This is a genomic window from Spirosoma arcticum, assembly GCF_054779955.1.
In genome coordinates this window covers 71,188-96,169 of record NZ_BAAGXG010000021.1, presented here as the reverse complement: position 1 = coordinate 96,169, position 24,982 = coordinate 71,188, and the positions used below count along the sequence as shown (strand labels likewise).

At 50.4% G+C, this 24,982-nt stretch carries 23 protein-coding genes and 1 pseudogene; 15 read left to right on the top strand and 9 right to left on the bottom strand.

From position 1 onward, the window contains the following. Positions 1-96: 96 nt before the first annotated feature. Genes dndD through ACYVHB_RS28855 form a run of 5 tightly spaced genes read left to right on the top strand, consistent with a single transcriptional unit; the run spans position 97 to position 5,594 of the window. Positions 97-2,175 carry a DNA sulfur modification protein DndD gene (gene dndD / locus ACYVHB_RS28875; RefSeq protein ID WP_461055377.1) on the top strand — a complete coding sequence of 693 codons (2,079 nt, stop codon included), beginning with the start codon at positions 97-99 and terminating at the stop codon, positions 2,173-2,175. Continuing rightward, positions 2,172-3,698 (top strand): ATP-binding protein, encoded by a 1,527-nt coding sequence (locus ACYVHB_RS28870; protein WP_461055376.1) that lies wholly within the window; start codon positions 2,172-2,174, stop codon positions 3,696-3,698. The genes dndD and ACYVHB_RS28870 overlap by 4 nt, the downstream gene beginning before the upstream one ends. 40 nt (positions 3,699-3,738) lie before the next feature. Next, positions 3,739-4,299 (top strand): hypothetical protein, encoded by a 561-nt coding sequence (locus ACYVHB_RS28865; protein WP_461055375.1) that lies wholly within the window; start codon positions 3,739-3,741, stop codon positions 4,297-4,299. An 11-nt stretch (positions 4,300-4,310) separates the two neighbouring features. Beyond that, positions 4,311-4,994 (top strand): DGQHR domain-containing protein, encoded by a 684-nt coding sequence (locus ACYVHB_RS28860; protein WP_461055374.1) that lies wholly within the window; start codon positions 4,311-4,313, stop codon positions 4,992-4,994. Positions 4,995-5,015: 21 nt separating this feature from the next. Continuing rightward, complete coding sequence (locus ACYVHB_RS28855; RefSeq protein WP_461055372.1) at positions 5,016-5,594, top strand: ParB N-terminal domain-containing protein; 579 nt, start codon at positions 5,016-5,018, stop codon at positions 5,592-5,594. 115 nt (positions 5,595-5,709) lie between these two features. Here ACYVHB_RS28855 and ACYVHB_RS28850 read toward each other — a convergent pair whose 3' ends face one another. Beyond that, entirely contained in the window at positions 5,710-6,903 is a 1,194-nt protein-coding gene (locus tag ACYVHB_RS28850; protein ID WP_461055371.1) for an ATP-binding protein, read from the bottom strand. Positions 6,904-7,133: 230 nt separating this feature from the next. On the opposite strand from ACYVHB_RS28850, the gene ACYVHB_RS28845 reads away from it, so the two are divergent. Further along, positions 7,134-8,642, top strand: a complete 1,509-nt coding sequence (locus tag ACYVHB_RS28845; protein WP_461055370.1) for an MFS transporter — start codon at positions 7,134-7,136, stop codon at positions 8,640-8,642. Between the two features lie 18 nt (positions 8,643-8,660). Further along, entirely contained in the window at positions 8,661-9,848 is a 1,188-nt protein-coding gene (locus ACYVHB_RS28840) for a DUF1624 domain-containing protein (RefSeq protein ID WP_461055368.1), read from the top strand. Between the two features lie 163 nt (positions 9,849-10,011). Here the strand turns inward: ACYVHB_RS28840 and tnpA are convergent, their stop codons facing one another. Continuing rightward, positions 10,012-10,473 carry an IS200/IS605 family transposase gene (gene tnpA / locus ACYVHB_RS28835; RefSeq protein WP_461055366.1) on the bottom strand — a complete coding sequence of 154 codons (462 nt, stop codon included), beginning with the start codon at positions 10,471-10,473 and terminating at the stop codon, positions 10,012-10,014. 318 nt (positions 10,474-10,791) lie between these two features. After that, positions 10,792-11,929, bottom strand: a pseudogene (locus ACYVHB_RS28830) (cysteine desulfurase family protein). Positions 11,930-12,063: 134 nt separating this feature from the next. Here ACYVHB_RS28830 and ACYVHB_RS28825 point away from each other — a divergent pair. Next, positions 12,064-12,996 carry a polysaccharide deacetylase family protein gene (locus ACYVHB_RS28825; RefSeq protein WP_461055365.1) on the top strand — a complete coding sequence of 311 codons (933 nt, stop codon included), beginning with the start codon at positions 12,064-12,066 and terminating at the stop codon, positions 12,994-12,996. 176 nt (positions 12,997-13,172) lie between these two features. After that, on the top strand, positions 13,173-13,652 hold the full coding sequence (locus tag ACYVHB_RS28820) for a hypothetical protein (protein ID WP_461055363.1): 480 nt from the start codon (positions 13,173-13,175) through the stop codon (positions 13,650-13,652). 29 nt (positions 13,653-13,681) lie between these two features. Here the strand turns inward: ACYVHB_RS28820 and trxA are convergent, their stop codons facing one another. After that, positions 13,682-13,987 carry a thioredoxin gene (gene trxA, locus ACYVHB_RS28815; protein ID WP_461055362.1) on the bottom strand — a complete coding sequence of 102 codons (306 nt, stop codon included), beginning with the start codon at positions 13,985-13,987 and terminating at the stop codon, positions 13,682-13,684. A gap of 109 nt (positions 13,988-14,096) precedes the next feature. Continuing rightward, entirely contained in the window at positions 14,097-15,374 is a 1,278-nt protein-coding gene (locus ACYVHB_RS28810; protein WP_461055361.1) for a bifunctional 3,4-dihydroxy-2-butanone-4-phosphate synthase/GTP cyclohydrolase II, read from the bottom strand. Between the two features lie 578 nt (positions 15,375-15,952). On the opposite strand from ACYVHB_RS28810, the gene ACYVHB_RS28805 reads away from it, so the two are divergent. The 3 genes from ACYVHB_RS28805 (at position 15,953) to ACYVHB_RS28795 (ending at position 19,199) form a co-directional block, all read left to right on the top strand. After that, entirely contained in the window at positions 15,953-17,641 is a 1,689-nt protein-coding gene (locus tag ACYVHB_RS28805; protein WP_461055360.1) for a gliding motility-associated C-terminal domain-containing protein, read from the top strand. 91 nt (positions 17,642-17,732) lie between these two features. Next, entirely contained in the window at positions 17,733-18,065 is a 333-nt protein-coding gene (locus ACYVHB_RS28800; protein WP_461055359.1) for a YbaB/EbfC family nucleoid-associated protein, read from the top strand. 99 nt (positions 18,066-18,164) lie between these two features. Continuing rightward, the gene (locus ACYVHB_RS28795; protein ID WP_461055357.1) at positions 18,165-19,199 is read left to right on the top strand and encodes a glycosyltransferase family 2 protein; all 1,035 of its coding nucleotides are present in this window, start codon (positions 18,165-18,167) and stop codon (positions 19,197-19,199) included. A gap of 64 nt (positions 19,200-19,263) precedes the next feature. Here ACYVHB_RS28795 and ACYVHB_RS28790 read toward each other — a convergent pair whose 3' ends face one another. Continuing rightward, positions 19,264-19,485 (bottom strand): PspC domain-containing protein, encoded by a 222-nt coding sequence (locus ACYVHB_RS28790; RefSeq protein WP_461055356.1) that lies wholly within the window; start codon positions 19,483-19,485, stop codon positions 19,264-19,266. A gap of 352 nt (positions 19,486-19,837) precedes the next feature. Between ACYVHB_RS28790 and ACYVHB_RS28785 the strand changes: the two genes are divergently transcribed. Continuing rightward, positions 19,838-20,044, top strand: a complete 207-nt coding sequence (locus ACYVHB_RS28785; protein ID WP_461055355.1) for a cold-shock protein — start codon at positions 19,838-19,840, stop codon at positions 20,042-20,044. A 135-nt stretch (positions 20,045-20,179) separates the two neighbouring features. Here the strand turns inward: ACYVHB_RS28785 and lysS are convergent, their stop codons facing one another. Continuing rightward, positions 20,180-21,958, bottom strand: coding sequence for a lysine--tRNA ligase (gene lysS / locus ACYVHB_RS28780; protein ID WP_461055354.1), 1,779 nt, complete (start codon positions 21,956-21,958; stop codon positions 20,180-20,182). 237 nt (positions 21,959-22,195) lie between these two features. Between lysS and ACYVHB_RS28775 the strand changes: the two genes are divergently transcribed. Continuing rightward, complete coding sequence (locus ACYVHB_RS28775; RefSeq protein WP_461055353.1) at positions 22,196-23,047, top strand: SPFH domain-containing protein; 852 nt, start codon at positions 22,196-22,198, stop codon at positions 23,045-23,047. A 78-nt stretch (positions 23,048-23,125) separates the two neighbouring features. Beyond that, on the top strand, positions 23,126-23,341 hold the full coding sequence (locus ACYVHB_RS28770) for a type II toxin-antitoxin system antitoxin (protein WP_461055352.1): 216 nt from the start codon (positions 23,126-23,128) through the stop codon (positions 23,339-23,341). 36 nt (positions 23,342-23,377) lie between these two features. On the opposite strand, the gene ACYVHB_RS28765 is transcribed toward ACYVHB_RS28770, so the two are convergent. Both ACYVHB_RS28765 and tsaB read right to left on the bottom strand, forming a co-directional pair. Continuing rightward, positions 23,378-24,169 (bottom strand): type III pantothenate kinase, encoded by a 792-nt coding sequence (locus ACYVHB_RS28765; RefSeq protein ID WP_461055378.1) that lies wholly within the window; start codon positions 24,167-24,169, stop codon positions 23,378-23,380. Between the two features lie 113 nt (positions 24,170-24,282). Beyond that, a complete protein-coding gene (tsaB, locus tag ACYVHB_RS28760) occupies positions 24,283-24,975 on the bottom strand; it encodes a tRNA (adenosine(37)-N6)-threonylcarbamoyltransferase complex dimerization subunit type 1 TsaB (protein ID WP_461055351.1) in 693 nt (230 codons plus the stop codon). Positions 24,976-24,982 lie beyond the last annotated feature (7 nt).

Below are 24,982 nucleotides of genomic sequence, written 5' to 3'. Positions count from 1 at the left end.
GTAATCAGCTCGGCTTCAACAAGATCAATATGCTTTTCTTTGCGGCTCATGCCGCTAAAATAGTTGATCTATTCTAAATTTGCCTAATTACTTACAATGGTCATTTCGGGTATTTACCTGACTAATTTCAAAAGCTTCAAAGGTCATCACCAGATCGAAGGGTTGAGTAGTAGCCTGACCGCCGAAGAGAATGTAGTTCTGATTGGTGGTCTGAACGGGGCTGGAAAGACTACTTTTCTTGAATCCCTTTACTTATGTCTGTACGGCAGTGGGGCAAATAAACTGTACCCAACACGCGGAGCTAAGTTTGAGAACTATCACAGTTTCATCGGAGCGCTACTTAATAATGACATCAAACAGAGTGGTCAGAACGTAGGTAAGATGTGCGTTGAGCTATTTTTAGATGATGTACCGCTCACCGGTAATTTCCCAAAAAATATCAGTCTCAGACGTACTTGGAATTTTGAGCTTCTTGAAGGTAGAATAGTCAGAGAGCCCTTAGAAGAGTTTGATATACTCGAAAACGGACAGCTTGTCGAAGAGTTAGATCGGTCAGAGTACCAAGACCGGGTTAATATGTTGCTGCCATATGATGTAGCGCAACTCTTCCTGTTTGATGGGGAAAAAATTCAGGATTTTGCTGGTGATCCCGAAAGCGAATTCTCTAACGCTTTGAAGAAGGTATTAGGCATTAGTCTTTATTCTACATTGAGCGAAGACATTAAACAAGTGCGAAGTCGAATTTTAACGGATTACAATAAAAATAAGCAAGCGGCAGAATCATTAGCTAAGATGAATCTTGATCGCCAACACAAAGAGGGTGAGATTCAGGATAACGGTATTGAAATAGCTGAAATTAACAATCAATTAGATGAACTTCAGATTGACCTTGAAAAGATAGAAAATGAAACTTATCGTGTGACTCGTATCGAAACAAAAGACCGAACCGACTTTGAAAGACAGAGGACTGAGTTGGAGCGCGAACGAATGACTTTGGAGAGTGAGTACGTTAACGATGCTACAGACTACTTGCCGTTTCTACTTCCAAACTCTCTTTGTGATGAAGTTTTACAGCAGTTATCAAACGAGGAAAAGCTGTTAAGTTGGCAGGCTGCACAGAGGGAAATTGAGCCAAAAATTGACCAAATTGTGAACTTTGTCTTCACGCCTGAAATAAATACAAAGGAGACGTTGCTGTTGAACTCCTTGCAGAAACGTTTTTATGGCGTTCGTTTAGATCAGTCTATACGAGATACGTTTTTTAATGCTCAAGATAATGAGGTTACCGGAGTTCAATTTATTCACGGCTTGTCTGCCAGTGAGGTAGATAAGGTTAGAGACTTTTTCGACAGTGTTAGCCATCGTATTATTGATAGCTTGGCACTTAAGTCGAGCCGCTTGAAGAATATTGATTACACATTGAACAAAATCCGCAACACGCAAAGCTACGCTGGTGATAACAATGATGAAATCAAGCGGCTGTTCGACAAGAAGGGAGAGATTGAGCGTAGCGTTGGTGCTTTGATAGAGCGAAGAGATAAACTAATCTTTGCTAATGACGAACTGCGTCGACAGATAGAATCAATTAAATCGCAAATCAGTAAGTGGGAAGAACGGACGCAGGTTAGTGATGAGCAACGCCGACAAATTACGTATTGCGAACAAGCCAACACCGTCATTCAGGATTTTCAGCGACGGTTTCAAGCTAAGCGCACTGCTGACTTAGAAGTCGCCATTCAGGGTATGTGGAATGCGCTGGCTCACAAAGACAAATTAGTAAAACGAGTTCAGGTAATGCCAGAACAAAATTTTTCCGTGGATTTGTATGACCGACGGGGTAGCAAATTAGATAAAACTAAACTGTCGGCGGGCGAGAAAGAGATTTACGCTATCTCGCTACTATGGGCACTCGTACAGGTGTCGGGACGCCGGATGCCGATTATTGTTGACACGCCGTTTGGCCGTTTGGATAGCCTGCACCGCTCCAATATTGTTAAAAAGTATTTTCCGAAAGCCAGTCACCAAGTCATCCTGCTCTCGCAGGATGAAGAAATTGTCAATAAGTATTACCAGTTGATTAAGCCATTCGTAGCGCTCGAATTGACCATTGAGAACGCAGACGGTGAATCACTCGTCAGGGCTGGTTACCCATTCGCCGAAGTAGAAGTAGCATGAGAGACCGAATCTCACTGAGTGAACTTGCCTCGTATTACCTAACTAATGTCAAACAACGGCTTAGTCTGCGTGGACAAGATGATTATGTGCCTGCCCGGATTGCATTGGGACGGTCGCTGCAAACCAAAGCTGAGGCTGTTGTATCAGCTTCAGTAGAAATACCAGAGAAAGACCGGCGTCGAAAATCCATTCCGCTCACTACGTTGGAGCAGGGAAACCGGCTTTATTTTCAAGCGTTGTTGTCGCAAGGCTACCTGCGCAAGGTTGAAGATGATGAATATGTTGATTTGCTGACGCAACACATTGAGCACGGTCTCTGGCTGATTTTTACCGAAACCGAAAAAGTCAAAGGCTACGATTACTTATCTGTGTTGATTAGCAACAGCGCGATTCGCTACAAGTTAGACGACGTTGTACCGAGTCGAAACAGCGATAATCAGCCCCCCGTTGATACGTATCAAACAGATGTGGTTCGTGTACGGATTGGTACGGAAAAGGTTAGTCAGCAACCCGTATTCTACGATCTGAACAAAGCAAATAATCCTCACATGGCAATCATGGGCGGGTCAGGTTCGGGCAAGACGTATTTTTTGAAGCACCTTCTGCGGGAGATACGCAAAAACTCGAACTATGAAACGCACTTTATCATTTTCGACTACAAAGACGGCGACATTGCCAAGGACCGTAAGTTCGTTGAGGATACCATTGCCGAGGTGATTCCGGTGCGCACCAAGCCATTGCCGTTGAACCCTTTTGCCAACGCCGGAACCGACGAACGCGAACGCATTCAAACGGCCGAACGGATTGTCGAGATTGTGCGTGAAGTAGAAGCTAACATTGGTAAGGTACAGGAAAACAATCTGTACCAAGCTATTTTAAACAGCTACCAAATCACAACCCCTTATCCTGATTTCCGCACCGTCCGCGACGAACTTCAGCAACTTAATGACCGTCCTGATTCCCTGACGTCAGTGTTGCGCCCATTAATAGATCAGCATTACTTCGCTAACAATGATGAGCACATCTATCAGCATTGGCTCAACAAAACGCTGATTGTCGATATTCACGACATTGAGCGAAAGGACTTAGTTTGCTTTTTCGTGCTCCGTCAAATTTTTCAAGAGTTGAAAAAAGAGGGGCCTTCGATCTTTAACGAGACATCAGGAGCCAGACAACTGCGCACGGTCGTCGTGATCGATGAAGCACACAATTTTTTGTCCTCAAAAAAGCGCTCGAAGGTGCTGGCCAGCATGATTCGCGAGGTACGTTCGTCGGGCGGCATGGTCGTCTTAGCATCACAATCACCGGACGATTATGACAAGGCTGACTTTAACTTCTTAGAATTGGTTCAGTTCCCGATGGTGCTGGGCTGTACACCTTCGTCGTACAAGTTTTTAGAACAGAAGTTTAGCCTAAACAGCAAGCAAGCCAAAGATATGCTGAATGATATTGGCCGGTTGCCACGTGGCGAAGCATTCATTTTGGAACAGGGTCAGCCTACACTTGTGAAATTGGTGGAGTGATGACGCGTTGATCGTAAGATTTAAACACCTTATTTATCTAATGTCAAAGGGAAGTTTTCGTGATTACTGGCAAAAAAGCAAACTAGATTATTCGAAGTGGAATGATCTAGTTGAAACAACAGCTAATAGACTTAAAAAACCTGTTAGCCATCCTGAATTTATTTTATACTTCTCAGTGATAATTGTCATAGTTGGCCTGGCTGGTGTATTCACTACACTTGAGATTGAATTAAGGAATTGCCTGGTAAATCACGGGAATATTACGCTTAGTATAGCTACTTATTTTATAGCCCTTTTAGCTTCGTCATCCGCTGATTTAATATTGTCCAGCGACGATCCTGCAAAATCAGAATCTCAGATGAAAATTTTAAGACTGGTTGGCATTTGCTCAGTTTTACTTGGTGTTGGTTTGTTTTGGCTAACTAACGTTTTTAAAGATGAGTTGGGTTACATACCAGCGATGTTTGGTCTTATACTGGCATTATCCACTTGGTGGCTGGCCAATGCTGAAAACCCCAACTTGACTAAACCCGTTGATCCAAGTGGTGCTAATCCTACGGGGAATAATTTAGATGGAGATGATCCTAGCTATATATTATAACTGCGCAATATATGCATTACAGAGAGTTAGAAGCCATCGAATTTAATCAACCCTTTGACGTTTTTTATGTTTGTAAGCTGAACGCTGAGGAATTGTTAGAGATGACATTTTCAGATCCAATTCGATACGATGAGAAAGGTAATCTAAGAGGTAATCAACGCATACTTGATGAAGACAAGCGAGTAAAAGAAATTAAAGATTTTGTTGAAGGTAGCGACGCTGCATTTCCTAATTCTATTATATTGTCCGCTAATTATGATGAAGATGGATTTAATGTAAGTGATGAAGGATTGAGATGGAGATTTGAAAACGGAAAATTAATAATTCCAACAAATAAAAAATTAGCATCCATTATCGACGGCCAACATAGAATCTTTGGATTTAAGGACGCTAATAGCCAAGCCAAAAGGATGGAATTAGTTTGTTCTGTATATATAGATTTGCCTAATGCTCTACAAGCTTATCTATTTGCAACGATAAATACTAACCAGAAGAAGGTTGATAAGAGTTTAGCGTATGCTCAGTTTGGATTTAATGCAGACGATGAAGATTCTCCTTCTTGGTCACCTGACAAATTAGCAATTGCTTTACATAATAAATTTAACAATGATACAGATAGCCCCTTCTATCGTCACATTAAAATTGCTCCTCAAATTGACGATGTGTTAAGAAAAGAACTTAAAAACTCAAAGTAGTTGGTCTCAACGGCAACTATTGTGGATGGAATACTTCGGTTAATTTCCACTAACCCGAAAAAAGATAAATATGAGTTGCAAAAACTGCCTTTGAAAGAACGGGTTAGAAGTATTCTTCCTACTGATAATTCACCTTTGCGTTATCAGTATTTGGAGGCTTTAGATTTGGTAATCTATAAAATAGTGTTTAACTATTTTAAAGCTGCTGAGAATGTTTTATTTGATAACGCTCCGGTCAATTCATCGATCATTAGAACTATAGGTATTCAAGGACTTTTTGATGCACTTAGACGTATTCTGAATCAGGAGAAAGACATCGATAGAACGCTAAAAACGGCGGACTTGCGCAAAGAACGTTTTGTTAAATTATTTGACGAAGTCAGGAAAGTTGACTTTTCTAGTGATTTTTTTCAATTCTCTGGTGTCGGACGCGGTAACATTACGGACGTTTTGTTGGTGGCTGGCGGTTACATTGAATTTCCAAGAGAAGAGGATGCGAAAAATGAAAAAGATTTAGAGCGCATCAACAAGAGAATTAATCATCTCAACCAAGTCAAGGAACTGATTAAAATAGATACTCAGACATCAGATGATGATTAGATAAAATAGACCACTCATGTACACAAAATACACACGAGCAGTTTATCATGTGCAAAGAAGCGTCAAAATTGTACGTGATAACGTATAAGCCGGTGGCTGGTTGAGCCACTACCTGTCAGGAATCCGATGGTAACGAATCGCTCAGCACGTTGTAGGGAAGCAGGTGTTGCCAGAGCGTTGCTACACTACAAACCTGAGCCTGGGCGTCAAGGCGGAAATCCTGAGCCGAAGGTGTCACGACCAGCAACGGGATTGTATTCAAATCGCGGCTGGCAATGTAGTTTCCCCGGCTTAGGACAGGGGCGTTGGTATATTTAATCTCAATGCCTACTACTGGTTGGCCTCCGCGTACGAGCACTAAATCCAGTTCTGATCCGTCGGCTGTGCGATAATAGTAAGGTTGGGCATCATAGGCCAGATTAGCCACTACCTGCTGAAGCACATAGCCCTCCCACGAACTACCCACGTGCAAACTACCACTGAGGGCTTCGGTCGTTTGAATGGCCGCTAACGCATGAAACATACCGCTGTCTCTGATGTACAGTTTGGGGGCTTTGACTAACCGTTTACCGATATTGACGAAGTAAGGAGACAGCCGACGAATCAAGAAAGCTTGTTCAAGGAAATCCAGATAGTGCTGAATGGTCGGTACACTCAATCCCAATGAACGAGCCAATTCAGAAATATTCAACTGATTCGCATGAACACTCACCAACATCGATAGAAGTGTACGTACGCGGGCGGGTGAAGCCCCCAGACCTAAACTGGGTAAGTCTCGTTCTACATACGTTTGGATGAAGTCGTTCATACGTCGACTGGCAGAGCGGTCGCTGGCAGCCAGCAACATATCGGGGTAGCCACCACGCAGCCAGTGTTGCTGATAAGGAATTTGTCCCTGAACTTCCAGCCAGGTAAGCGGTTGAAGCTCCAGGTAGGCAATACGACCCGCCAGGGACTCTGAACTTTGCTGAAGCAGTTGAGGAGATGCAGAGCCTAAAAGAATGAACCGTCCGGCGACCCGGTGGCGATCAATAAGCGACCGTAGCAGCGGAAATAGTTGGGGCATCCGCTGAATTTCGTCGATGATAACAAGTTTGTCTTGTCGTTCTGATAAATAAAGTTCAGGGTTTTGCAGACGGTTTAGGTCTTCTAAAGATTCCAGATCAAGATAGACTGGTTCAGGGGTAAACTGGCTTGTCAGCGTTCTCACTAAGGTAGTCTTTCCTACTTGACGGGGTCCAAGAAGAGCTACCGCTGGTCGGTCTTTTACCAGCTCTATTAAATCTGTGCTAAGCGTACGGTCAATCATTACACCGTAAAATTAAATATTTACTTTAAATTTACGGTAATGCGATCATGCCTTTACAGCAAGAAAAAGAGTATGCAGAAAGATAGATAAGCAGCCTTTGGGATAGTAGAACTCCCTTAGCATCAACCAAGTAAATTTGTACTTGACCTACAAATTTACTTGGTTAACACTCGCAGCAAACAACCGGGCGGAGGGAAAGTTACTGAGTAGTCTCCTATTTAGTATTCGTTGTGACCTTCAATACAACCGCATCATCACCCCAGACTAAGCCTAACAAATGGCTCGTGCTGGCTACGCTGGCCTTCGGAACGTTCATGGCGACCCTCGACAGCAGCATCGTCAACATTGCCCTGCCCACCATCCGGCGCGAACTGAATGCCGGTGACAGTGTCGAGTGGGTTGTGCTCAGCTACCTGCTCACGACCACCAGTACGCTACTCATCATGGGCAAACTATCGGACTGGCTGGGTCGGCGGTCGATGTACATCACCGGATTTGCCGTCTTCGTATTTGGTTCGCTGCTGTGTGGACTGTCGTGGAACGTTGCGTCGCTGATTGGCTTCCGAATCGTGCAGGGGTTGGGGGCGTCCATGATTTTCGCCATTGCGCCCGCCATCATCTCCGATACGTTCACCGCTCAGGAACGGGGGCAGGCATTGGGGCTAATGGGCGCTATCGTAGCGGCTGGGTCCAGCACGGGGCCGGTGGTGGGCGGTTTGCTGCTGGGCAAATTTGGCTGGTCGAGCATATTCTTCGTCAACGTACCCATCGGGCTAATCGCCATCTGGCGGGCGTCGGTGGTGCTGCCGCCCAGTCCTACGCAACCCCGACAGCCGTTTGACTTGGTCGGAGCGGGGCTGTTTCTGGTCGGCGTAACGACATTGCTAACCGGGCTGGACTTTGGGCCGGAGCCGGACTACGGGTGGAGGCATCCGCTCGTGCTGGGTCTGCTGAGTAGTGGTTTCGTGCTGCTGGGGCTGTTTTTCGTCTGGGAGAGCCGTACACTTGCGCCAATGCTGCAACTGAGCCTGTTCAAAATTCGTCCCTACACGTCGGCCATTGTTGCAGCCTGGTTAGGCTTCGTGGCTGCGGGCGGTAATCTGTTTATTATTCCGTTTTTTCTCCAGCAACTCTTAGGATTTACCCCCCAGATGGCGGGGCTGGTGCTGCTGGCCGGTCCACTAACGCTGAGCGTCATTGCGCCCATTGGTGGGTATCTGTCGAGCCGGGTCAGTACAAGGGGCTTGGCCAGTACGGGTCTGATTATCGCGGCTACCGGTTATTTCGCGTTCTCGTTTCTGCGGGCCGACTGGGTCTGGCAGGATGTAGTTTGGCGCAGTTCGCTGGTTAGTTTTGGGTTTGCCCTGTTTCAGTCGCCCAATAGCAGCAGTGCGCTCAATGCCGCTCCACTGGCGCAACGCGGGGTAGCCAGCAGCGTGATTGCCTTCATGCGGAACATGGGGTTGGTGGTCGGCATTGCGCTGTCGGCTGCCGTCTGGTATAGTGTTCGTAACTACTATGCCCTAACGCACCAGACCAGCCCGGCGAGTCCAATAGCCCAATTAGCGGGTATGCGATCTGTGTATTGGGTGATGACCGCCTTGGTCCTGACGGCGGCTGTGGTCTCGCTCAGCCGGGGTAAATCACGATTGAGACTCACCAGCCGGAGGAAGCGGGGGAGGGCGTATCAACGCTGGCGGGCTGAGCGAAAGAAGATTGTTCGTATGTTGCTTACCTAAATCAGATAGGTAGGCAACATGAAACGAGTCGAGACGATTGACGTGATCCGGGGCATCGTGATGGTGGTTATGGCCCTGGACCACGTCCGGGATCTGCTTCATATCCCCGCCCTGACGCAGGACCCTACAAATCTCGCAACGACTACCGCCCCGGTTTTCCTGACCCGCTGGATCACCCATCTCTGCGCCCCTACGTTCGTGTTCCTCTCCGGAACGTCGGCTTACCTGTCGCTGCAAAGACGCAGTACGGGTGATCGGGCCGCGACGTCACGCGGCACGGAGTCGGCCCGATCATTTCTGCTGAAACGTGGGTTGGTGTTGATTCTGCTGGAAATTACGCTTATCAATTTCGCCTTCTGGACCGATATTCAGTTCCGATCACTCATGCTTCAGGTGATTTTCGTAATCGGTGGCGGCTTAGTGCTGCTATCAGCGCTGTCTAAGTTACCGGTTCGGTGGTTGGGTATTATTGGCCTGAGTATTATTTTCCTACACGACCTGCTCCAACTGGTACCTACGTTCGCCAATCCGGCGGCCCGATTGGGCTGGTCATTGTTGTTTCGCACGGATGTGTTTCCAATCAGCGCTAATTTTATGCTGCTCGTCGCGTATCCGCTCATTCCGTGGTTCGGAATCATGCTGGTGGGGTTTGCGTGCGGGCCGGTGTTCGCCTTACCGATGGATCAGCGCCGGAAGCGGCTGCTGCAATTTAGTGTAGCGTTGCTGGGGTTATTTTTAGTGGTACGGGCCATTAATGTGTACGGTAACGCCACGCCCTGGACCGTCCAGAAAGACGGCCTGTTTACGGTTTTGTCTTTCCTGAACGTCAGCAAATACCCGCCGTCGTTGCTCTACGCGGCCGTCACGCTGGGTATCATGTTCGGAATGTTGTGGTTAGCCGACGGGGCCAATACGGTCGTTACCCGCGTGCTGACGGTTTACGGAAAGGTGCCGCTGTTCTATTACCTCATTCACTGGTATTTGGTGAAAGCGGCCATGATTGGGATGTTTTTGGGGCAGGGCTACCAGTTGAGCGATATGCCGATTGGTCCACTGAGTTTTGGCCGACCGGCGGGGGCGGGTGTGTCGTTGCCGGTGGTGTACGTCGTCTGGTTGGGGTTGGTGGTGTTGCTGTATCCGCTCTGTCGTTGGTATGGCCGTTACAAATTGGAACACCCAGAGATGAGTTGGTTGCGGTATGTTTGATGTGGGGATGATACCCGGTACCCGTGTTCTACCGCTACCGACGCCTTCGGCTGTTACGTCCCTAAGGGACAGCAATTAACGACTTGTCCCGTAGGGACGTAACAGCAACGCGTCGGTTGAATCGGCAATCACCCCAATCTTTTTGTCCTCTGGGAATGAACTCTCATTCCAACGGCTTGAATATATAGGCATCATAATACTCGATACCAAACGCATCCAAAAATCGTCGGTATTCGTCCAGAAATGTTCGGGTACGGTGGTGATTCTCCTGATTTTCAATGTACTTGATAACGACCGGTAGCTGGCTTTTGCTATACGAAAATGCACCGTAGCCTTCCTGCCAGGCAAACCGGCTTCTCGTTAGGCGGTTGTCGTTGATCCATTTGGAAGAATCCTGTTTGAGTTGCTGCATCAGGTCGGAAAGCGATTGTGTGGGACGCATACCGATCAAGATATGAACATGATCCGGCATCCCATTGATAACGAGTAGTTTGTGACCGTGGTTGTGAATAACGCCCGTCATATAGCCATACAAGTCATATTTCCAGATGGGCGCAATAACAGCGGTTCGGTGTTTAACGGCGAAGACCAATTGCAGATGAATTTGGGTATAGGTGTTGGGCATAGTGGTGGGGTTTAGAAGAAGGGCAAGTTCGGTTTTTTACGAATGTCTGCACCGACGCGTTGCTGTTATGTCCCTACGGGACAAGAAAATGTGGAGACCGACACCGATCTACCGACGCTACGCTATTAGGTCCCTACGGGACGGCATATAATGTATCGTCCCGTAAGGACCTAATAGCGCAGCGTTGGTAGCACAAATAGCATCGTGTTTTTCCGTTTTGTCCCGTAGGGACGTAACAGCCGAAGGCGTCGGTAGAATGATGGTAATTCGCCCGTGTTCCATCGTCCCGTAGGGACGTAACAGCAACGCGTCGGTAGATTATCCCACCAACGCCCGCAACCCCTCAACCACACCCCGAACGGCATCTACGGTGGTCGTAATGTCGGCGTCGGTGGTGAAGCGACCGAGACTGAACCGCAGACAGGAAAACGCTTCGGTCTCACTCAACCCCATAGCCAGCAGCACGTGCGACGGGTCGATGCTGGCGGCTGTGCAGGCTGAACCGTTCGAGACGGCGATGCCCTCTAACCCCATAATCAACGCGTCAGAGTCGCAGTCCCGAAATAGAATATTTATCGTGTTGTAGAGCCGGTGCTCACGACTGCCGTTAACCGACGTGCCGGGGATAGTCAGTAGTTCGGTTTCTAAACGGTCGCGCAACGCACCAACCCGTTGCGCATCTTGCCCCATCTCCAGCCTGGTCAACTCAACCGCTTTACCCAAACCCACGATGCCTGGCACATTGAGGGTGCCGCTGCGGAAACCGCGTTCGTGTCCTCCGCCGTGCAGGATGGCTTCCAGCTTTACTTTATTGGGTCGGCGCTGCCGTACGAATAACCCGCCTACCCCCTTGGGTCCGTAAAACTTGTGCGCCGAAAAAGTTAGTAGGTCAATGTGGTCGCGGTCGACATCAATCGGTAATTTACCCACGGCCTGCGTCGCGTCGGTCATGAACAGGGCACCGGCTGCGTGGGCCATTTGTGCGATCTCCTGAATCGGTTGAATAACGCCGGTTTCATTGTTGACGAGCATAACCGACACCAAAATCGTATCGGGTCGGATGGTGGCTTTCACCAACGATAAGTTCAGCAAACCGTCCGGTTGAACGGGTAAATACGTGACCTCAAAACCGTGCGTTTCCAGATAGCCACATACGTCCAGCACGGCTTTGTGTTCAGTCTGAACCGTGACGATGTGCTTACCTCTGTGCTGATACTGCTCGGCAACGCCTTTAATAGCCAGATTGATGGACTCAGTCGCCCCCGATGTAAAAATTAATTCATGAGTCTCACAGCCCATTAAATCGGCCATGTGCTGCCGTGCCCGTTTCACCGGCCCCCACCCCGAACGGGTGCGTACTGGCCGCATTAGCAAAATTGTCGGTCAGGAACGGCATCATCGCGTCCAGAACGCGCGGGTCGAGCCGGGTCGTGGCGTTGTTGTCGAGGTAAATCATTGGTGAAGATAACAAGAAAGGACAGAAAGACCGGGGAGGAAAGAAGGAACAAGGGGATAGATAATTGGGTCGGTTCATAAAAAATCTGTCCACCCCAACGCACTTTTCCTTATGTTTGGGCATACCAATTCACTATGATCACTCATAAAATACCCTCCTTTGTAACGGCCATTTGTTTGTCCGTGTTGATTGCCAATGGTTTAACCGGCTGCCAGTCGAAAGGCTCAGATACGACCGAAGCTGGAACAAGTACTACATCGGTTGATGCGTCCCCTGCTGACAAACCGGCGGATGTCAAAACCGAAACTGCTACACCGGCTCCCGACCCGAGCACTATCCCGGCAGACAAGATTGCGAATGCCGCTGCAATTATAGCCCGGCCGCAGGTGCCGATTCTATGTTACCATCAGATTCGCGACTGGCGTCCGCGGGATTCCAAAAGCATGAAGGACTACATTATCCCGACGGCGGCCTTCCGCGAACAAATGCAGATGCTGGCCGACAGCGGCTACCACACCGTGTTACCCGACCAACTCTATGCCTACCTGACCACCGGCGCACCGCTGCCGCCAAAGCCCATTATGCTCACCTTCGACGATGGCGACCTCGACCAATACGAAACGGCCGTGCCCATTCTGGAAAAGCACGGTTTCAAAGGCGCGTTTTTCATCATGACCGTGGCCATCGGTCGGCGGGGTAAGCAACCCTACATGGACAAAGCGCAGATTAAAGACCTTTCCGACCGGGGCCATGCTATTGGGGCGCACACGTGGGATCACCACAATGTGAAAAAATACCAGGGCGACGACTGGAAAATACAGGTTGAAGAGCCAAAAGCGAAATTAGAAGCGATCATCGGTAAGCCTGTTAAGTACTTTGCGTACCCGTTCGGGCTTTGGAACAAGCAGGCGCTGCCCGAAATTCAGAAGCGCGGCTACGTAGCGGCATTTACCCTCGCCGACAAGCGCGATGATGACATGCCGCTCTATACTGTTCGGCGCATCATCGCAGGGGGACAGTGGAAAGCAACGACTATGTATCGCAACATGATGCAAAGTTTCGATTAACGCGCAGGAAGTATTAATCCGCTGGGTCTTTTTGAGCCGTAGTGCCAACCTTAACGGGTTTGCACTACGGTTTTTTTGTATAAAATATTCGAGTAGGTTACAAGAAAAGTATAAGAAAATATTTGTATATTACCTTTTCTTGCTCTACCTTCCCTTGTATCAAATCGTTTACAGCCATGAAAACATACGTGTTGGTAATTGCGATTGTACTCAGCAGCCTGTCAGAGAGCCTGGCGCAGGCTGACCACGAAGCCATCAAACGGGTGCTTCGCAGCGAAACAGAAGGATTTTTTAAGCGCGACAAAGTCGAGTGGTCTAACGCATGGGCACATGCGCCCTATATTCACTTCGCGGCTAACCTGTACGGGGGCGATTTTATGCTGATCGAGGGCTGGAACAAGCTGGAGAAACAGTTCGCCAGTCAGTTCAAAAGCTCAAAAGTGACGGACAAAGTGGTGGTGCAGAATTCAAACTACACTATCCGCCAAAACGGGAATATGGCCTTCGTAGCTTATGACCAGACGCTGCTGGATAGTCACGGTAAAACAACGTCGAAGGAATCGCGGGTGGTGGAAAAGATCAACGGGCAGTGGAAGATTATCAACGTCACAGCGCTGACAAACCTGAAAAGTTTCGGGTTAGCACAACAGAAATAGGAGTCTGGCAAACTGATTTGCTCAGTGACTCAACCACCAAACTGATTTACCAATCCTTCGAGCGTTTTTAGGGGCTGAACGCCCGACTGCCGCCACACAATCTTACCGTTTTTGAACAGAATCATCGTCGGAATACTCCGAATCTGGTATTGATCGGCGGCTTTCTGCGCATTGTCCACGTTGATTTTTACAACGCGCACTTTATCGCCAACCCGGTCGGTGAGTTGCTTCAAAATAGGGGTCTGCTGTTTGCAGGGGCCGCACCAGTCGGCGTAGAAATCGACCAGCACGGGCGTTTCACCGTGAATGAGGTCGTTGAAAGAAGGTTTGTTCATAACGTACTGCGTGTTTAAGTGTGTTTGTGTTTTGTCATTCCGACGGAGGAGGGATCTCAAGTTAGCCTATCCTTGAGATCCCTCCTCCGTCGGAATGACAAAACCCCCGTTATTGCTCCTCATTCACCGGCTCGTTCATGATGGTGTGGCCCATCTTGTCGCGCTTGGTGCGTAGGTAGCGTTCGTTGTAGGGATTCGACGCAATTTCAATGGGTACGGTATCGACTATTTCGAGTCCGTAACCCATCAGTCCCGCCCGTTTTTTTGGATTGTTGGAGATGAGCCGGAGTTTACGAACGCCCAAATCACGCAAAATCTGCGCCCCTACGCCGTAGTCGCGGGAGTCCATCGGTAAACCCAAATCGAGGTTGGCTTCGACCGTATCGCGGCCCGTTTCCTGAAGTTTATAAGCCTTCAATTTGTTGAGCAGGCCAATCCCACGCCCTTCCTGAAACATGTACACGACTACGCCCCGCCCTTCAGCTTCGATCATTTTCATGGATGCGTGAAGCTGCCCCCCGCAGTCGCACCGGCACGACCCGAAAATGTCACCCGTAACGCAGGACGAATGAACCCGCACCAGCACCGGTTCATTCGGTTCCCAGGTGCCCTTCACCAACGCTAAGTGCAAATCGCCGGTGTTGCTCTGCCGGAATGCGATCAGATCAAAATGGCCGTGTTCGGTCGGCATATCGACGCCGATTTCGCGCCGGATCAGCGTTTCGGTTTGCAGCCGGTACTCGATTAAATCCTGAATGCTAACGAGCTTCATACCGAAGCGGTCGGCCAAAACACGCAACTGTGGCAAACGAGCCATGGTGCCGTCTTCGCTCAGCACTTCGATCAGGACGCCAACCGGGGCCAGACCGGCTAATTTGGCCAAATCAACGGCCGCTTCGGTATGACCGGCCCGCCGAATGACGCCACCCGCTACGGCCCGCAACGGAAAAATGTGCCCCGGCCGACCCAGATCGTCGGGTGTAGTCGTTGGGTCAACGAGCGCCTGAATGGTTTTGGCCCGGTCCGACGCTGAGATGCCGGTGGTGCAGCCGTGACCCAACAAATCGACCGAAACGGTAAATGGCGTTGTATGAACCGACGTGTTGCTGCTCACCATCATGTCCAGACCAAGTACGTCGCAGCGTTCCTGAGTCAGGGGCGCACACATCAGCCCGCGAGCCTCACGCACCATAAAATTGACCATTTCGGGCGTAATCATTTCGGCCGCACAGATCATGTCGCCTTCGTTTTCGCGGTCTTCGTCGTCCACGACCAGCACAATTTTGCCCGCCTTAATATCCGCAATGGCCTCTTCGATCCGGTCCAGCCGGATGGGAGCGGCATCTGTGGGCGTCGTCTGATCTATGTTGGTATTATTATTGCTCATCGCTTTGGTTGATGCGTGTTGGTGATCGTAAATCTAAATTTCTACACTTGGTCTGGGCGTTTTCAGTAGGTTGGTAACCCCCGTCTTCTACCGAAACCACGCGAACTACAACCGGAAAACTCTTTTTCAGCGAGATACGTTTCGCGCCGGATGCGAAAAGGTCCGCTGAATCGTTTTTACCAATAGAACTCACCAACTCAAACGAACGCTAAAAACCTGTACTCTACGTGCGAATTTTACGATTGTGGCCGACTGACAGAAGAGCAATATCTGGGTGGCTTGTACGCTGGCAGCTCATTTCTTTGTTTTTCTTTTTTTTAGTCCCTGCAATTCAGTCAGTAGCCCAGGACCCCAACAATAATTACTGCGTTGACAAGCAGGGGGCAGCTACGGGGGGCTTCACGTTGGACAAGGAAAAAGTATGTGTGGGAGAAGCGGTGAGAATTGCCGGTGGGATCCCAACAGGCTTAGCAAACACGGGTTACATACCGCAGTACGGCGGAAAAGGTATTCCGGTTACTACGCAGCCAGGTCCAGTTTTTCAATATACTACCCCTGGTTCCTTCACTATTCTTCAGGTGGGAACCATTAACGGGCTGCGGGCGGTAGCGTGCCGGGAAGTGACGGTGCTGCCTCTCGACCCCATTAAGTTTACGGCGAGAGGCTGCTCCGGCCGACAGGCACTCGTCAACGTCGCGCTCGATGCCAGCACCAGTCAGTACGACAGTTACATCATCAACTGGGGCGACGGGCAAAACAGTGCACCCCTGAGCCGGGCCGAAATCGCGACGCAGCAGTCGCATACCTACAGCAACAATGCTGCCTACACAATTCGGATTACGGGGCGTTATGCAGCCCCAGCTAATTGTGAGACGCCGTTGGCCGCTACCCAAACCACGCAGCAAACCATCGCGCTATCGGCGGCAACCGCCCAACCCTCCATCACGAAGCTGACGACCACCAGCGATAACAGCATCACAATACAGTACCAGGCCGGAACGGGCGTTGAGGTAGAACTCTTTCAGAAAGACGGCAGTGGAAACTACGTATCAACGGGTCAGAAGGGAGCCAGCGCGGGTACGTTTGCCGTGCCCACCGACGCCAGACAGGTACAGTGCTTTCAGGTGGTCGCGCAGGACGCCTGCAGCGCTGCCGGGAAACGTTCGGACGAGGTATGCAGCTTAGTATTAGACGCCAAAGCGGCTAACAAACGCAATGACCTAACCTGGAAACCCTACGCCGGTACGCTGTCGGCGACGACGCAGTTCCGTCGCTACCGGATCTACCGGAACGGCTCCCCCGGAACCACGTATTTCCAGCAGAGCATCACCAGTCATGGTGATATCAACCGGGTAGAGTGCGGTGCGCAATATTGCTACACGATTGAAGCAACCATTTCCGGGCTGGTCGAAACGGTTGTTACATCGGCTCCGGTTTGCGTAACCGGCATCAACGGCGACTTGCCAAATTCGTTAGGCAACATTCTCGTGTCGGTCGAAAACAACCACCCCCGGTTGGTCGCGACCTTACCCACCACCGGCACCTCGTCCAGTTACACATTAGCCGTCAGCCGGGCCGATGGACCATCGGGTACGTTCCAGCCGGTAGGGACGGTGACCAACAGAAATACGTTTACCGACGAAACCGCGGATGCCTCGGCCGGGTTGTACTGCTATCAACTGACGTACATCGCTGCCTGTGGGCTGTCATCGCCCCCGTCTCAGCCGGTGTGTACGGTGTTTTTAGCGTCGCAGTCAGCCACCACCATCGACTGGACGGCCGCGTCACCGTTTACACCGGGTACGGTTTCCAGTTACACCGTGGAGGTTATTGACTCGGTTAATGGCACGAAGCGGGAAATTCAGATGGGTAACAAACTGCGCTACGAACCTGACCCCAACGACCCCACGATTCAGGCGCAGAAGTACCGGATCATTGCCGTGTCGGGTACGGGGCAAGTGAGTTATTCCAACTTTTTCACGCTCCGGCGCGAGGTTAAAATTCTGGTTCCCGATGCCTTCTCACCTAATGGCGACGGCCTTAACGACGAATTCGTGGCTAAAGGAATTTACGTCGACCAGTTCAGGATGATGATCTACAACCGCTGGGGACAGGTTATCTACGCAACATCCGACAAAACGAAGGGCTGGGACGGCACCGCCGATGGTCAGCCGGTGGCGGTGGGGCAGTATATGTACCGCATCGAAGTACAAGATCTGACCGGTCTCAAAACTGTTCGGACGGGTGCCGTGTTATTGATACGATGAAGGTGAGTTAATCAGTTAGTGAGTCGGTCAGATGCTGACGCTTGTTGCACTCTGATCGACTCACTAACTGATTAACTCACTGACTAACAGTATGGACATGATGGATATGTTCGGGAAAATGAAGGAAGTTCAGTCCCGAATGAAAGACGCTCAGGAGACACTGCGCACCGTAACCGAAACGGGTGATTCGGGCGCGGGTTTAGTTAAGGTGACGGTAAACGGCCTGAAAAACGTACTCAGCGTCGAGATCGACCCTGACTTGATCAAGCCTGACGACCGCGAAATGCTACAGGATCTTATTGTGGCGGCAACCAACATCGCCATGGCCAACGTAGAAACCAAAGCCCGCGAACACCTCCGTCAGGCTACCGAAGGGCTGCTGCCCAATATTCCCGGTCTGAATTTAGACGGGTTGATGTCGTAATTAGTCAGGGAGTCGATTAGTTAGTAAGTTGGTCAGTGGCTAAAGCTGGCACTACTGACTGACTAACTAATCAACTCACTGACTCACTGACTCCTCTTTGTGGACCTTCTTGCTATCGTAATTCTTAATTACAACGGTCTCTCCTTCTTAGCTGATTTTCTGCCGTCGGTGCTGGCCAATGCCGATGGACACCCCGTTTACGTAGCCGACAGTGCATCGACCGATGGCTCGGTACGCTTTGTGCGGGACACTTTTCCTACCGTTCGGATCATTGAACTGCCCCGTAATGAGGGCTACGCCGGTGGCTACAACCGCGCCCTCGATCACCTCCTGACGCAGTATGGCGGGGCTACCTACTACGTGCTGCTCAATTCCGACATTGAGGTGACGCCGGGCTGGCTTTCGCCCGTGCTGAACCTGCTGGAGACCAACCCCCAGATTGCCGCCTGCCAGCCTAAAATTCGGTCCTACGCCCAGCGCGAACTGTTCGAGCATGCAGGAGCCGCGGGTGGTTTTGTCGACTGGCTCGGTTATGTTTTTTGCCGGGGGCGGGTCTTCGCCCAGTTTGAGGTAGATAGGGGTCAATATGACGATAACAAACGCGTATTTTGGGCTACGGGAGCCTGTCTGTTTGTACGGGCGGACGTGTTCCACCAGACCGGCGGCTTTGACGCGTCGTTCTTTGCGCACATGGAGGAAATTGACTGGTGCTGGCGCGTGCAGCGGCTTGGGTATGAGGTCTGGGCGTGTGGCGAATCGACCGTTTATCACGTTGGGGGCGGCACACTGCACAAATCGAATCCGCAAAAGACATACCTCAATTACCGAAACAGCCTGTTTATGCTGTACAAAAACTGGCCCGCCGGTGGCTGGTTCTGGGGCAAAATCTTACTGCGTTTAGTGCTGGATGGCCTTTCTTCATTACTATTCCTGAAGGTTGGGCAGTGGCGCGATGTGGTAGCGATCCTACGGGCGCATTTTGCGTTCTATGGCCGGTTGCCGCAACTCCACCGGCAGCGGAGGATACTACAGCGGGAACAAAAAACAGACGTGGCGCTGTATCCGCGCAGCATCGTCTGGCAGTATTTTGTAGAAGGAAAAATGACCTACTCGGAAATGTATAATGCAAAATGAGCAATGGATAATGACTGATGGCCAGTTCATTATCCATTACTCATTTTGCATCATACATTAGTTTTCAGAGTTCCCAAACCGTAGGGTGGGCGTGTCGGCGGAGGTGCGTTTTCATCTCCATCCAGAAGGCCATAATCAGGTATAAGATTACGGGGGATCCGAGCGTCAGAAACGACGTATAGATAAAATAAAGCCGGATGCTGCTGGCCGAGATACTCATCTTCTCCCCCAGCCGGGTACAGACACCAAATGCCTGCTTTTCAACGAAATATCTAATTTTATACATACCAGTTTTTTTACTGCGTCAACGGGTTCTTCACGGACATACGTCAACGGGATAATAGCAAAGCTAACGAATTCAGTGGGCAGATTGTGTGCCATTTATAAAGAAAAATCAGCTAAAAAGAGGCAACGGTTTCAAAAAGTGTCGTGCAGACAGCCGAAGTCAGAACATTTTCAGTTTATTTGTGTCAAAACGGAGACTGATATTAGATGTTGACCTTATCCGCTTTTCATCGACAAAGTTTGCTGACTATCAACCACATGTCTCGCTTACGGTGTGCCTTGATTCCGCCTTCAGAACCTTTGTTACTGACTAACGCTCTGTAAGTTCCTCCAATTTAATTTTTTTACGTTTTATGCAAACTGGTATAATAAAATTCTTCAATGAAGGTAAGGGTTACGGATTTATCGTTGAAGACGATACCAACCGGGACATCTTTGTCCACATTACCGGTCTGAATGGACTCACCGTACGGGAGAAAGACCGGGTTCAGTTTGAAGTCGTTGATGGCAAGAAAGGTCTCAACGCGGTGAAAGTAAAAAAGTTAGAGTCAGACTATTGAATGCACGTAATTAAGTTTTTAGGTGTGTACCGGGACGCCGGACCGGTGTTTTAGTCCCGCTGATTGTCAAACACATACACACTTAAAACGTATACCCACAAGGGCAGATTAGTCAACATAGCAGCGAGTGCCCGCTTAGTTTCCCGTCCAGCCCCGTACGTCGATCATATTCGGCATGGGCGCGTCCATCTTCAGCTTCTTGCGCACTCCGCCAAGATCGTTAAACAGTTTGTTGGGGCTGGCTGCCCGAAGTTGCTCCACGGTCAGAAAGCCTAACTTCTGCACCGCCGGAACCCACTCAGCCGGTACGCCCGCTTCGACAAAGTCGGTTTCCGTCGATAGGTCAGCCTTCTTTTCGGGGCGCATCTGCGGGAAAAACAAGACGTCCTGAATGGAGGGTTGATTGGTCATAATCATGGCCAGCCGGTCGATACCCAAGCCGACGCCCGCCGTGGGCGGCATCCCGTATTCGAGCGCCCGCAAAAAGTCTTCGTCCAGTGCCATAGCTTCTTCATCGCCCCGCTCCGCCAAGCGCAGTTGCTCTTCAAAGCGTTCGCGCTGGTCGATGGGGTCGTTCAATTCCGAATACGCATTCGCAATTTCCTTGCCGTTGCAAATGGCCTCGAACCGCTCCACCAAACCCGGTTTGCTGCGGTGCTTTTTGGTCAGGGGCGACATCTCGACGGGGTAGTCGGTGATGAACGTCGGCTGAATCAGGTTGGGTTCGCAGGCTTCGCCGAAGAGTTCGTCGATTAGTTTCGACTTGCCCATCGTGCTGTCTACCCGGATGCTGCGGCCCTCGGCCACTTGCCGCAAGCCCGCTTCGTCCATCGCCGACACGTCGATACCGGTGTATTCCTGGATGGCCTCGAACATGGTCAGGCGTCTCCAGGGGCGTTTGAAGTCAATCTCGTTTTCACCAACGGTCACTTTGGTCGTGCCCGCTACATCCAGCGCCACTTTCTCCACCATTTCCTCAATGGTGTCCATCATCCACAAGTAATCTTTGTAGGCTACGTAGAATTCGACCTGCGTGAACTCGGGGTTGTGGGTGCGGTCCATGCCCTCGTTGCGGAAGTCTTTGGCAAACTCGAACACGCCATCGTAACCGCCCACGATGAGCCGTTTCAGGTACAACTCATTGGCGATGCGCATGTACAGCGTCATGTCGAGTGAGTTGTGGTGAGTGCGAAAGGGCCGGGCGGCTGCCCCGCCGTGGATGGGCTGTAGAATGGGCGTTTCGACTTCCAGATACCCTTTCTGGCTCAGAAACTGCCGGATCGAGTTAACTAATTTGGTACGCTTCACGAACACATCGCGCACCTGCGGATTCACGATCAGATCGACGTAACGCTGGCGGTAGCGCTGCTCAGGGTCAGTAAAGGCGTCGTACGTTTCTTTTTCCCCCTGCTCATTCACGCCTTCCTTCACCACCGGCAGGGGCCGTAATGACTTATTCAGAATTTTGAACGACCGCACGTGTACGGACAACTCGCCGGTGAGGGTCGTGAACACGTGACCTTCAATACCAATAATGTCGCCGATGTCCAGCAGTTTTTTGAAGACGGTGTTATACAGCGTTTTGTCGTCACCGGGGCAAAGGTCGTCGCGTCGGAAATAAAGTTGCAACCGACCGGTGGAGTCCTGTAGTTCGGCAAACGACGCACTGCCCATGATACGGAAGCTCATCAACCGCCCCGCCAGCCGAATTGTGCTATACTGGGCATCCGTCGAAAAATCGAGGTGTGGTTCATAGCCGCCCTGCGTATCGGCCCCCGTCTTATCCGCAAAAGCCGCACGGATATCGACAATGGTGTGGGTTACATCAAACAGGTCGGCGGGGTAGGGATCGATGCCCATCCGCATTAATTCTTCGCGCTTCTGTCGGCGGTTTATCTCTTGTTCGCTCAGCATTCTTGATTGAATTGTACCGAAAGTTCGGCAGTACGTGCCTGACCTCTACAGGATTCGACCTGACTAAAATCAGGGTGCAAAAATAGCGAAAAGGATCGGCGTTTAGTGGGATGAGGAACAAACAAGCCGTTGGTGTAAGCCGTCGACCATTCCACTACTTTTTTATGAACGTATAAAAAAAGTAGCTATCATTGTGATATCATAATGATAGCTACTTCACATTAACCTCTTACGACAATGCAGGATAAAAAGCTTACTTCTATTTCTGGTTACTTGTTTTTACTGGTTGCCTTGATCTGCTTCGTTTTGGCGGGCGTCATGTTTCGTGTTTACGGCCCCATTCTATCATTTTTGCTGATTGGGGCCGGTATTTTTATTCTCAAAGGAATCGTAATTATTTACCCGAAAGAGGGCATGACTGCCACCTTTTTCGGGGATTACGTCGGTACAATTAAGGAGACGGGGTTGCGCTGGGTAAATCCGCTTTATAACAAAGTTAAAATCAGCCTGCGTGCCCGTAACCTGAACGGCCCAATTCTCAAGGTTAATGATAAAATGGGTAACCCGGTTGAGATTGCTGCCGTAGTGGTCTGGCAAGTGAAGGACACGGCAAAAGCGTTGTTTGAAGTTGACAACTACGTTAATTTCGTTCAAATTCAGTCCGAAGCGGCCGTTCGGAAGTTAGCGAATACGTACCCATACGACCACATGGAAGACGAAACATCGTCAGTTACGTTGCGCGACAGCACTGGTCAAATTAATTTATTTTTGGAGCAGGAACTGAACGAACGGCTCGACCGGGCCGGGGTTGACATTCTCGAAGCTCGCGTCAGTCACCTGGCGTATTCGTCCGAGATTGCCGGGGCCATGCTACAGCGCCAACAGGCGTCGGCTATGATAGCGGCTCGTCGTTTAATTGTTGAAGGTGCCGTCGGAATGGTCGAGATGGCGTTGGAGCGTCTGGAAAAGAACGGCGTAATCTCGTTGGATGAAGAACGTAAAGCCGCGATGGTGAGTAACCTGCTGGTCGTGCTCTGTGGCGAAAAATCAGTGAGCCCAGTCGTCAACGCTGGAACGCTTTATCAGTAGGCAGTGAGCGGTAAACAGCCATCCGTGTTGACCGTTGATTACTGTTCACTCTGGCTGCTTACTGATAACTGAAACATCATGGCGACTGAAAAAAAAGCGTTCGTGTTGCGGATTCAGGCCGAAACCCTGAAAGAACTGGAGCGCTGGGCGCAGGAGGAGTTTCGGAGCGTAAACGGGCAGATCGAGTTTTTGCTTAACGACGCGCTCCGTAAACGAAAAAAGCGAAACCGGGAACCGGGCGATAATGAAGCTGCCTCTGATCCAACAATTCCCAATCCTGAAGGGGTGGGCTGATACGGACCTGCTATTCCGCCTGTATACTCATTTGTATCAGCCCACCGCTTTAGCGTTGGGAAACGATTGCACAATTTCGCCAATCAGCCGGACGCCTTCCAGCGTCAGCGACGGCACTACGTCGGCGAACGCGTTGTGTAGTGATGTAATCCGGCCCGATAGCCCGCCCGTGGCAACGGCAATGCAGTCGCCACCGAGTTCGGCCCGGATGCGGTCCAGCAGCGAGCGGACCAATCCCTCGTAGCCCAACACGACACCGGCCTGAATCGCGTGGGTCGTGCTCAGTCCCAAGGCTGACGCCGGTACGTCGAGGGGTACTTCGGGCAGTTGAGCCGTGTTAGCAAACAGCGACCGGATGGCGGTTTTGAGACCCGGTGCAATAGCCACGCCCAAAATTTTGCCTTCGCCCGATACCGTTGTGAAGGTTAGAGCCGTGCCAAAATCAACCACAACGCAGTTGCGATGGTAACGGGTGTAAGCGGCTAATGCATTGGCAACGAGATCGGCTCCAATTTCGTGGGGGCGCAGAATTTCGAGCGGTAGTAGTGGGTAAATGGCTGGTCCAACTACGATGGGTTCTAAGCCGAACAACTCCCCCAGCATGGTTCGCATCGTGGGCGTCAGGTCCGGTACGACACTGCTGACAACGGTGGTTTGAATGGCGCTCAGGGGAATATCGGCTTCGAGGAGCCACAGCCGCAATCGCCCTTCGTAGGATTGAGCGGTTTCGTCGGTGCGGGAGGGCGTCCGCCAAATGTGCTGCCAAGCAGTTTGGTTGTAAAAGCCGAAAACGGCGTCGGTATTGCCAATATCAACGATTAGCTGCACGAGGAGCGGATTGAGGACGGTTGCCGGGGCGAAATACGGAGAAAAACGCCACAATCCTGCAATCTGTTCAGGAAGTCATCCCATGGCCTGAAGTCAGGCAATCCCTCAACTAATTACAATACCGCCTGTTTGGGCTTTGCCGTCATGAATTCCTTGAGGTAAAACGGCTCAAACGTAGCAATGTCCTCAAAGCGGCCTTGAGTAAACAGCGGAGTTGCCATAACGCCTATCGTCCGGGCGGAGGGCACAATGAGTTGATCCAGGAAAATAGCATTTTGGTGATGGCCCAGAACAGCCCGGCACTTAGCGGCTCCATCGCCAAAGAACACGACTGGCCCCCGTATTAGCCAATCGCTGAACGACTGACCGTCAATAATCTGGGCCGATGTTGCCTGCAACTCATAACCATCGGTCGCCCCATAAAACGCGCAGTACACTTCCATCCGCCGGGCGTCGATCATGGGGCAAAGCACGTAATTGGCTGGGTAGAACGCCCGAATCTGTTCGGTCATGGCGGCCAGCGTATTGACCGAAAGCAGGGGCTTTTCCAGTGCGAAACAAAGTCCTTTCGCAGTGGAAACGCCGATGCGCAGACCCGTGTAAGACCCCGGTCCTTTGGCAACGGCAATCGCATCAATCTCGCTCAGTTCATGCCCCGTATGCTCAACAACATTGGCAATCAACGTCGTGAGCATAGCCGATGACGTGCGCTCAGTGAATAGCTCGTAACAACCCAGCAGCGCCCCGTCCTGATGGAGCGCCCCCGAACAGACGGTGGTGGAGGTGTCGAGGGAGAGGAGGAGCATTTTTTTA

What these genes read in the sequence shown, in the direction of transcription:
- dndD (WP_461055377.1), top strand. Translation starts at nt 97, where the DNA reads ATGGTCATTTCGGGTATTTACCTGACTAATTTCAAAAGCTTCAAAGGT.
- ACYVHB_RS28775 (WP_461055353.1), top strand. Translation starts at nt 22,196, where the DNA reads ATGCAGGATAAAAAGCTTACTTCTATTTCTGGTTACTTGTTTTTACTG.
- ACYVHB_RS28785 (WP_461055355.1), top strand. Translation starts at nt 19,838, where the DNA reads ATGCAAACTGGTATAATAAAATTCTTCAATGAAGGTAAGGGTTACGGA.
- ACYVHB_RS28860 (WP_461055374.1), top strand. Translation starts at nt 4,311, where the DNA reads ATGCATTACAGAGAGTTAGAAGCCATCGAATTTAATCAACCCTTTGAC.
- ACYVHB_RS28825 (WP_461055365.1), top strand. Translation starts at nt 12,064, where the DNA reads ATGATCACTCATAAAATACCCTCCTTTGTAACGGCCATTTGTTTGTCC.
- ACYVHB_RS28865 (WP_461055375.1), top strand. Translation starts at nt 3,739, where the DNA reads ATGTCAAAGGGAAGTTTTCGTGATTACTGGCAAAAAAGCAAACTAGAT.
- tnpA (WP_461055366.1), bottom strand. Translation starts at nt 10,473, where the DNA reads ATGCCCAACACCTATACCCAAATTCATCTGCAATTGGTCTTCGCCGTT.
- ACYVHB_RS28790 (WP_461055356.1), bottom strand. Translation starts at nt 19,485, where the DNA reads ATGTATAAAATTAGATATTTCGTTGAAAAGCAGGCATTTGGTGTCTGT.
- ACYVHB_RS28850 (WP_461055371.1), bottom strand. Translation starts at nt 6,903, where the DNA reads ATGATTGACCGTACGCTTAGCACAGATTTAATAGAGCTGGTAAAAGAC.
- ACYVHB_RS28770 (WP_461055352.1), top strand. Translation starts at nt 23,126, where the DNA reads ATGGCGACTGAAAAAAAAGCGTTCGTGTTGCGGATTCAGGCCGAAACC.
- ACYVHB_RS28810 (WP_461055361.1), bottom strand. Translation starts at nt 15,374, where the DNA reads ATGAGCAATAATAATACCAACATAGATCAGACGACGCCCACAGATGCC.
- ACYVHB_RS28820 (WP_461055363.1), top strand. Translation starts at nt 13,173, where the DNA reads ATGAAAACATACGTGTTGGTAATTGCGATTGTACTCAGCAGCCTGTCA.
- ACYVHB_RS28840 (WP_461055368.1), top strand. Translation starts at nt 8,661, where the DNA reads ATGAAACGAGTCGAGACGATTGACGTGATCCGGGGCATCGTGATGGTG.
- trxA (WP_461055362.1), bottom strand. Translation starts at nt 13,987, where the DNA reads ATGAACAAACCTTCTTTCAACGACCTCATTCACGGTGAAACGCCCGTG.
- ACYVHB_RS28800 (WP_461055359.1), top strand. Translation starts at nt 17,733, where the DNA reads ATGGACATGATGGATATGTTCGGGAAAATGAAGGAAGTTCAGTCCCGA.
- lysS (WP_461055354.1), bottom strand. Translation starts at nt 21,958, where the DNA reads ATGCTGAGCGAACAAGAGATAAACCGCCGACAGAAGCGCGAAGAATTA.
- ACYVHB_RS28870 (WP_461055376.1), top strand. Translation starts at nt 2,172, where the DNA reads ATGAGAGACCGAATCTCACTGAGTGAACTTGCCTCGTATTACCTAACT.
- tsaB (WP_461055351.1), bottom strand. Translation starts at nt 24,975, where the DNA reads ATGCTCCTCCTCTCCCTCGACACCTCCACCACCGTCTGTTCGGGGGCG.